Genomic DNA, 8,337 nt, shown 5'->3' with positions numbered 1-8,337 from the left:
CTCGACGGTGGAGGCCGTCGCCTCGCGCAGATACGGTACGACGGCGATCACGGTCCCGGCGGCGACGGCCTCCACCGTCGAGTTCCTGCGCCCCATCCCCTCCGTCGCGCTGATCCCGCTCGCCGTCCTCCTCTACGGCACCGACCTGCGCTCCACCCTGCTCCTGGTCGTCTACGCGGCCTTCTGGCAGGTCCTGGTCCAGGTCGTCCTCGGCATCCAGGACGTCGATCCGGTCGCCGAGGAGACCGCCCGCTCCTACGGCCTCGGCACCTGGGCGCGGATCCGCCATCTGCTCTGGCCCACCGCGCTGCCGTACGTCATGACCGGCGTCAGGCTGGCCGCCTCCGTCGCGCTGATCCTCGCCGTCACCGCGGAACTGGTCATCGGCGCACCGGGACTCGGGGCCCGCATCGCCGTCGCCCAGACCTCGCAGGCCGTCCCCGAGATGTACGCCCTGGTGGTGGTCGCCGGACTGCTCGGGCTGCTGATCAACCTCGGGGCGCGGCTGGTGGAACGCCGGGCCCTGTTCTGGCACCAGTCCGTACGCGGGGAGGCCGCCCTGTGAGACACGCCCTGCGCCGGGCGCTGTTCACCGTCGCGCTGCCCGCGCTGCTCCTGCTCCTGTGGCTGGCCGCCTCCGACGGCGGCGACAGCGTCTACTTCCCGCCCCTGCGCACGATCCTCGGCTCCTTCGCGGAGGTGTGGAACGCCGACCGGCTCGCCCACGACGTCCTGCCCAGCCTCGGCCGGCTGACCGCCGGGTACACCGCGGGGGCCGTCACCGGGGTGGCCGCCGGGATCCTCATCGGAACGCACCGCCGGGTACGGGCGACGGCCGAACCCGTACTGGAGTTCCTGCGGGCCGTTCCGCCGCCGGTGCTGGTGCCGGTCATCATGCTGTTCGCCGGAATCGGCGACACGATGAAGATCGTGGTCATCGCGAGCGGCACGGTCTGGCCCGTCCTGCTCAACACCGTGGAAGGCGCTCGCGCGGTGGACTCCGTACTGTCCGAGACCGCCCGGTCCTACGGCATCACCGGCCTCGCCAGGCTGCGCCGCCTGACCCTGCCCTCGGCGGGCCCGCAGATCTTCGCGGGCCTGCGCCAGGCGCTCTCCCTCGGTCTCATCCTGATGGTCATCAGCGAGATGTTCGCGGCGAGCAACGGCCTCGGCTTCGCCATCGTCCAGTTCCAGCGCGGGTTCGCGATCCCCGAGATGTGGAGCGGCATCCTGCTCCTGGGACTCCTCGGCTTCGCGCTGGCCACCGTGTTCCGGCTGGTCGAACGCCGCGTACTGCGCTGGTACCACGGGCTGCGCGCCGCCGGGCGGCCGTCATGAAGGGACACCCCATGCTGGACGTGCGCGGACTGCGCAAGACCTACGACGGGCACGGCCGCCGGGTCGAGGCGCTGCGCGACCTCACCTTCACCGTCGCCGCCGGTGAACTGTGCTGCCTCGTCGGCCCCTCCGGCTGCGGCAAGACCACCCTCCTCAAGTGCGTCGGCGGACTGCTCGCCCCGACCTCAGGCGAGGTGCTCCTCGACGGCGCGCGCGTCACCGGACCGCCGCCCGCGATGGCCGTCGTCCTCCAGGAGTACGGCCGCAGCCTCTTCCCCTGGATGAGCGTGTACGCCAACGTCGAACTGCCGCTGCGCCAGAAGAAGGACCTCGGCAAGGAACGCCGCCGCGCGCTCGTCGCCGACGCGCTGCGCGCCGTCGACCTCGCCGACGCGGGCGCCGCGTACCCCTGGCAGCTCTCCGGCGGCATGCAGCAGCGGGTGGCGATCGCCCGCGCCCTGGCGTACGAGCCCGAAGTGCTGCTCATGGACGAGCCGTTCGCCGCCGTCGACGCCCAGACCCGCGCGGAGCTGGAGGATCTGGTCCGCCTGCTCTGGCGGCAGCGCGGTATGACGATCCTCTTCATCACGCACGACATCGACGAGGCCGTCTACCTCGGACAGCGGGTCCTGATCCTGTCCGCCTCACCGACGGTGGTACGCGAAGAGCTGACGGTCGACCTGCCGCCCGACCGGGACCAGCTCACCACCCGGGCCGAGCCCGCCTTCGCCCGGCTGCGCGCCCGGGTGTACGAGCAGATCCAGGCGGCGATCCACACGGGCCGGGGCTGAGCGGCGCCCGCCGCATCCCGGGGGATCGAAGTTCCGCGCCACCGGCCGTGTCCACGCGCCGGTCGGCGCCCTCGCGGCGGGTATCGTCCGGACGGACCCGGAAGGACGCGCCGGATGCACACGATCACCAACTGGCTGAACGGGCTCTCCGGCCCCCTGATCTACGCCGTGGTCGGCGCGCTCGTCTTCTGCGAGGACGCCCTGTTCTTCGGCTTCGTCCTGCCCGGGGAGACCGCCGCCATCCTGGGCGGAGTCCTGGCGGGCCAGGGGAAGGTGTCCCTGTGGTGGCTGACGGCGGTGGTGGTGCTCGCCGCCGTGCTCGGCGACAGTACGGGGTACGCGCTGGCCCGCCACTTCGGCGACCGGATCCTGACCACCCGCACCCTGCGCCGACGTCAGGAGCGCACCGACCGCGCCCGCGAGATGATCCGGGAGCGTGGCGCGTGGGCCGTGTTCCTGGCCCGCTTCGTCGCCTTCCTGCGGGCGCTGATGCCCGCGCTCGCGGGCCTGTCGGGCATGCCGTACCGCCGGTTCCTCCTCTTCAACGCCCTGGGCGGGCTGAGCTGGGGCGTCAGCTGCACGGTGCTCGGCTACTTCGCCGGGGCCGCGTTCACCCGGATCGAGTCGAAGGTGGGGGTGATCGCGGTGGCGGCGGTCGCCGCGGTCGTCCTCGTGGCGCTGGCGGTATGGGGGCTGCGCAGACGCCGCGGGGAGGCGCGGCGGGAGAGCGAGCGGAACGAGGAGAACGAGCGGGAGGCGCAGAGGGAGAAGGGCAAGCGGGACGAGGAAGGCAAGCGGGAGGCGGAGAGCGAGGAGGGCAAGCGGAACGAGGAAGGCAAGGGGGAGGCGGAGGGCGAGGAGGGCGAGCGGGACGAGGAGCGCGCGGAGCCGGAGGATCCCGGGGACCCCCGCTGACCGCGCCGCCGCGCGCCCGCTCGCCTTCCGCGCGCCCTCCGCGCGCGTCAGGCGCTCAGCGCCGCCGACACCACCGCCTTGGCCTCCTCCTGCACCCGCCCGAGATGGTCCGTGCCGAGGAAGGACTCCGCGTAGATCTTGTAGACGTCCTCGGTGCCCGAGGGCCTGGCCGCGAACCAGGCGTTCTCCGTGGTCACCTTGATGCCGCCGATGGCCGCGCCGTTGCCGGGCGCCTCGGTCAGCACCGCCGTCACCGGCTCCCCGGCCAGCGTGTCCGCGCCGACCTGCGCGGGCGAGAGCCGGGCGAGGACCGCCTTCTCCGCCGGGGTGGCGGGCGCGTCGATCCGCGCGTACGCCGGCTCCCCGAAGCGTTCGGTGAGGGCCGCGTAGTGGGCGGAGGGCGAGGTCCCGGTGACCGCGAGGATCTCGGAGGCGAGCAGCGCCAGCAGGATGCCGTCCTTGTCGGTGGTCCACACCGAACCGTCGTGCCGCAGGAACGAGGCGCCCGCCGACTCCTCGCCGCCGAACCCGAGCGAGCCGTCGAGCAGCCCGTCCACGAACCACTTGAAGCCGACCGGCACTTCGACCAGCTCGCGGCCGAGATCGGCGGCGACCCGGTCGATCATGCCGGAGGACACCAGCGTCTTGCCGATGCCCGCGCCCGCGGGCCACCGCTCGCGGTGCGCGTACAGATAGCCGATGGCGGTGGCCAGATAGTGGTTCGGGTTCATCAGCCCGCCGTCGGGCGTGACGATGCCGTGCCGGTCGGCGTCCGCGTCGTTGCCGGTGGCGATCCCGTACTGGCCGCTCCGGCCGATCAGCGAGGCCATCGCGTACGGCGAGGAGCAGTCCATCCGGATCTTGCCGTCCCAGTCCAGCGTCATGAACCGCCAGGTGGGATCGGTCAGCGGATTGACCACCGTCAGATCGAGCCGGTGCTGCTCGGCGATCCGGCCCCAGTACGCGACCGACGCGCCGCCCAGCGGATCGGCGCCGATCCGTACCCCGGCGGCGCGCACCGCGTCCAGGTCGAGGACGGACGGCAGGTCCGCCACGTACGTCCCGAGGAAGTCGTGGCGTCCGGTGCCCTCGGCGGCCAGCGCACGGGTGTACGGGATCCGGCGCACGTCCTTCATACCGGCCGCGATGATCTCGTTGGCGCGGTCCTGGATCCAGTTGGTCGCCTCGGAACCCGCCGGGCCGCCGCTCGGCGGGTTGTACTTGAAACCGCCGTCGGCGGGCGGGTTGTGGGACGGGGTGACCACCACGCCGTCCGCGAGCCCGGTGGTACGGCCCCGGTTGTGGGTGACGATGGCGTGCGAGACGGCGGGGGTGGGCGTGTAGCCGTCCGCGCTGTCGACGAGCACGGTCACCCCGTTGGCGGCGAACACCTCGACGGCTGTCACCCGCGCGGGCTCGGACAGCGCGTGGGTGTCGGCGCCCAGGAAGAGGGGCCCGTCCGTGCCCTGCCGGGTCCGGTACTCGCAGATCGCCTGGCTGGTCGCGGCGATGTGGTCCTCGTTGAACGCGGTGGCGAGCGAAGAACCGCGATGCCCCGAGGTGCCGAACGCGACGCGCTGCGCCGGCTCCTCGGGGTCCGGGTGCAGCGCGTAGTACGAGGTCACCAGCCGGGCGACATCGATGAGATCCGCCGGCTGTGCCGGCTGTCCCGCTCGTTCGTGCGGCATCTGCGCACTCCTCCACATCGGTCGGCGCGATCGGTCGGTGCGATCGGCTCGTCGGTTCGTCGGTTCGGCTTCTCGTCGGTTCATCTTCGCGGGTCGCGCGGAGCGCCGGTGGCCCGCCCCGCCGTACGGAGTCAGCCCGCCGCGAGGGTGGAGTCACGCACCATCAGCTCCGGGGTGAACCGGCGGGAGCGGGCGGTGCGCCCCTCGACCAAGCCCACCAGCGCCGTCGCCGCCCGCTCGCCCATGTCACGCATCGGGGAGCGTACGGAGGTGAGCGGTATGGGCAGTTGGGCGGAGAGCGGCACATCGTTGTAGCCGGCCACGGCGATGTCCCGGCCGGGAGTCAGCCCCGAGGCACGCAGCGCGCCCATCACCCCGATCGCGGCGAAGTCGTTGACGGCGAACACGGCGGTCGGCCGCGGCTCGGCGGCCAGCAGCCGGTGCGCGGCCCGCTCACCGCCGTGCACGTCGAAGGGCGCGTTGACGATCAGCTCCGGGGGCACGGGTATGCCCGCCTTCGCGAACGCGTCGGTGAACCCCTTGGTCCGCTCGACCCCGGTGGAGGCGTACGGCTCACCCGCCACCACGCCCACCCTGCGGTGCCCCAGGGAGAGCAGATGCTCCGCCACCAGCCGCCCGCCGACGAGATCGTCGCAGGTGAAGGAGGTGACACCGGGCAGCCGCCGGGACACCAGCACCACCGGCACCCCACGCGCCACCAGTTCGGACGCGAGGGTCGTGTCGCCGCGCGCGTCACCGAGGAGCAGCCCGTCGACCCGTAGCGCCAGCAACCGTTCCACCTTGGCGCGCTGCACGGCCGGGTCGTCGCCTGTGTTGGAGACCACGGCGTGGTACCCGGCCGCCGCCGCGCCCGCCTCGATGCCCTCGTAGACCGTGGCCAGCACGATGTCCGTGAGCCGGGGGACCAGCACCCCGAGCAGCCGGGAGCGCCCGGTGCGCAGGCTGGCGGCGGCCGGGTTCACCACATAGCCCAGCCGCCTGGCCGACGCGCGCACCCGCTCGGCGGTGGCCGCGCCCACTCCGGCGCCGTCACGCAGCGCGCGGGAGGCGGTGGACTGGTGGACCCCCGCGTCGGCCGCCACGTCGGCCAGCGTCACACCGCTGTCTCCCTGCTCACGGGGATCGCGGGTGTCCGCGGGGTCTCGTCTCACGGGCGTCGTCTCCTCGGTCCTGTCCCCGAATTTCCGGAACCATCATCTTCCATGAAGATCCGATTACGGGGGTTGCCCTCCGGGGGGAGTATGGAGCACAGTTGCGCAATCGTTCTCGCAATCGATTGTGGAGCCTCGCATGCAGCTGCGTCTCATCGGTACGGGTGGCACCATCGCCAGCCGCTCCACCCCCGCCGGCCGGGTCGCGTCCGTCGGTGTGAAGGAGCTGCTGGAGTCGGCGCTGGTCCATCCGGTGCCCGAGGGGGTCCGGGTCGTCTGCGAGGAGATCGGCCTGCGGGCCAGCTTCGCGCTCGGCCTGCCCGATCTGGCCCGGCTGGCCGGGTCGGTGGGCGAGGGCCTGGCCGGGGGAGCCGACGGCGTGGTCATCACCCACGGCACGGACTCCATGGAGGAGACCGCCTTCGCGCTCGCCCTCGTCCACGACGACGACCGGCCGATCGTCCTGACCGGCGCCCAGCGGCCCGCCGACGACCCGGCGGCCGACGGACCGCGCAATCTCGCCGCCGCGCTGACCTGGGCCGCCCACCCCGCGGCCCGGCGCCACGGCGTCGGCGCGGTCTTCGACGGCGCGGTCTGGCCCGCCATCGGCCTGCGCAAGACCGACACCCTGGCGCCCGCCGCCTTCGGCGCGCCGGGGCGCGGCCCGCTCGCCCGTGTGGACGACGGCCGGGCACGGCTGATCGGCCGCCCGCCGCGCCCCGCCGCCCTGATCTCGGCCGACGACCTCGGCCGACTGCCCCGGGTGGACGTCGTCCCGCTCTACGTCGGCTGTGACACGGCCCTGCTCGACGCGGCCGTGGCGGCCGGGGCGCGCGGCGTCGTGCTGTGTGCCTTCGGCGCGGGAAACGCCCCGCCCGAGGTGACCGAGGCGGTCGGCCGACTGGTCGCCGACGGCATCGCGGTCGCCGTCGCGAGCAGGGTCCCCACCGGGGCGACCTCGGCCGCCTACGGTGCGGGAGGCGGCGCCGACCTGCTGCGGGCGGGCGCGGTCTTCGCCTCCGACCTCTCGCCGTGGCAGCTGCGGCTGCTGCTCGCCGCCGCGCTGCACCGTACGGCGGGCACGGGCCCGGCCGGGGCCGCCGAGGCGACACGTCTGTGGCTGGCCGACGCCGGTCACCGGACCGGGTGAACACACCGAAGACCCGGCGGACACACCGATACGCGGCGCTGAACACCGACCCGGAACACCGACCCGGAACACCGACCCGGAACACCGACCCGGAACACCGACCCGGAACACCCACCTCGGAACAGACCGACACACCACACGCGACACACCACACACGGCACACGGCACACGCGGCGCGGCACACGCGACGCGACACACCGACAGGAGAAGCGACATGCCGAAAGAGATCCTCGTGGCCTACGGAGTCGACGTCGACGCGGTCGGCGGCTGGCTCGGCTCGTACGGGGGAGAGGACTCGCCCTGCGACATCTCCCGCGGCCTGTTCGCGGGCGAGGTGGGCGTCCCCCGGATGCTGGAGCTGTTCCGCCGCCGGGACATGAGGACCACCTGGTTCTGGCCGGGCCACTCCATCGAGACCTTTCCCGAGGAGTTCGAGGCGTGTACGGCCGCCGGCCACGAGATCGGGGTGCACGGCTACAGCCACGAGAACCCCATCGCGATGAGCCGGACCCAGGAGTCCGACATCCTCGACCACTGCATCGACCTGATCTCCACCCGTACCGGACGCCGTCCCACCGGATACGTCGCGCCGTGGTGGGAGTTCTCCGGGGTCACCAACGAACTGCTGCTGGAGCGCGGCATCGCCTATGACCACTCGCTGATGCACCGCGACTTCGAGCCGTACTACGTCCGGGTCGGCGACACCTGGACGAAGATCGACTACGACCGGCCCGCCCACGACTGGATGAAGCCGCTGGAGCGGGGCGCGGAGACCGACCTGGTGGAGATCCCGGCCAACTGGTACCTCGACGACCTGCCTCCGATGATGTTCATCAAGGCCAGCCCCAACAGCCACGGCTTCGTCAACCCCCGCGACCTCGAACAGATGTGGCGCGACCAGTTCGACTGGGTCCACCGCGAGAACGACTACGCGGTCTTCACCATGACCGTCCACCCCGATGTGTCGGGCCGCCCGCAGAACCTGCTGATGCACGAGCGGCTGATCGACCACATCAACGCACACGAGGGCGTCCGCTGGGTCACCTTCGACGAGATCGCCACCGACTTCGTCCGCCGCCGCCCGCGCACCTGATCCCCGGGGGCCCCGGCCGGTTTTCCCCCCGTTCCGGGCCCCGCACCGCACCGCGCACACGCACGCCACCGCGCACCCGCACCCACCGCGCACCCGCGCCCCACCGCACCCCGTCCCACCGCACCCCGGTGAGCGCCGCGCCTCTCCTTCCGGCCCGGCACCCGCGTCCGAGACGCCCCATCCCCGCGCG

General features: G+C 72.9%; 8 protein-coding genes. 6 read left to right on the top strand and 2 right to left on the bottom strand.

Going from position 1 to position 8,337, the window contains the following annotated elements; genetic code table 11:
* The 4 genes from DVH02_RS34150 to DVH02_RS34135 all read left to right on the top strand — a co-directional run.
* Window positions 1–565: ABC transporter permease (locus tag DVH02_RS34150; RefSeq protein ID WP_114627705.1), on the top strand; the 565-nt coding region annotated here is incomplete at its 5' end.
* Window positions 562–1,338 carry an ABC transporter permease gene (locus DVH02_RS34145; RefSeq protein WP_114627704.1) on the top strand — a complete coding sequence of 259 codons (777 nt, stop codon included), beginning with the start codon at window positions 562–564 and terminating at the stop codon, window positions 1,336–1,338. The genes DVH02_RS34150 and DVH02_RS34145, both read left to right, overlap by 4 nt.
* 11 nt (window positions 1,339–1,349) lie before the next feature.
* On the top strand, window positions 1,350–2,129 hold the full coding sequence (locus DVH02_RS34140; RefSeq protein ID WP_114627703.1) for an ABC transporter ATP-binding protein: 780 nt from the start codon (window positions 1,350–1,352) through the stop codon (window positions 2,127–2,129).
* A 114-nt stretch (window positions 2,130–2,243) separates the two neighbouring features.
* The gene (locus DVH02_RS34135) at window positions 2,244–3,044 is read left to right on the top strand and encodes a DedA family protein (protein WP_114627702.1); all 801 of its coding nucleotides are present in this window, start codon (window positions 2,244–2,246) and stop codon (window positions 3,042–3,044) included.
* 47 nt (window positions 3,045–3,091) lie between these two features.
* On the opposite strand, the gene pgm is transcribed toward DVH02_RS34135, so the two are convergent.
* Window positions 3,092–4,732, bottom strand: coding sequence for a phosphoglucomutase (alpha-D-glucose-1,6-bisphosphate-dependent) (gene pgm / locus DVH02_RS34130; protein WP_114627701.1), 1,641 nt, complete (start codon window positions 4,730–4,732; stop codon window positions 3,092–3,094).
* A gap of 131 nt (window positions 4,733–4,863) precedes the next feature.
* Complete coding sequence (locus DVH02_RS34125) at window positions 4,864–5,904, bottom strand: LacI family DNA-binding transcriptional regulator (protein ID WP_233518640.1); 1,041 nt, start codon at window positions 5,902–5,904, stop codon at window positions 4,864–4,866.
* Between the two features lie 139 nt (window positions 5,905–6,043).
* On the opposite strand from DVH02_RS34125, the gene DVH02_RS34120 reads away from it, so the two are divergent.
* Both DVH02_RS34120 and DVH02_RS34115 read left to right on the top strand, forming a co-directional pair.
* Window positions 6,044–7,054: an asparaginase gene (locus DVH02_RS34120; protein ID WP_114627699.1), complete on the top strand. Its 1,011-nt coding sequence runs from the start codon at window positions 6,044–6,046 to the stop codon at window positions 7,052–7,054.
* A 214-nt stretch (window positions 7,055–7,268) separates the two neighbouring features.
* Window positions 7,269–8,147 (top strand): polysaccharide deacetylase family protein, encoded by an 879-nt coding sequence (locus tag DVH02_RS34115; protein WP_114627698.1) that lies wholly within the window; start codon window positions 7,269–7,271, stop codon window positions 8,145–8,147.
* The last annotated feature ends 190 nt before the right edge of the window (window positions 8,148–8,337 follow it).

The sequence above is a fragment of the Streptomyces corynorhini genome (assembly GCF_003346515.1).
Classification (GTDB): Bacteria; Actinomycetota; Actinomycetes; order Streptomycetales; family Streptomycetaceae; genus Streptomyces; species Streptomyces corynorhini.
Note: the sequence above shows the minus strand (reverse complement) of the source record. Positions and strands in the feature narration are given on the sequence as shown.

Bases quoted from the DNA above. Each gene is read 5' to 3' on its own strand.
- DVH02_RS34140 (WP_114627703.1), top strand. From the start codon at position 1,350: ATGCTGGACGTGCGCGGACTGCGCAAGACCTACGACGGGCACGGCCGC.
- DVH02_RS34135 (WP_114627702.1), top strand. From the start codon at position 2,244: ATGCACACGATCACCAACTGGCTGAACGGGCTCTCCGGCCCCCTGATC.
- pgm (WP_114627701.1), bottom strand. From the start codon at position 4,732: ATGCCGCACGAACGAGCGGGACAGCCGGCACAGCCGGCGGATCTCATC.
- DVH02_RS34120 (WP_114627699.1), top strand. From the start codon at position 6,044: ATGCAGCTGCGTCTCATCGGTACGGGTGGCACCATCGCCAGCCGCTCC.
- DVH02_RS34115 (WP_114627698.1), top strand. From the start codon at position 7,269: ATGCCGAAAGAGATCCTCGTGGCCTACGGAGTCGACGTCGACGCGGTC.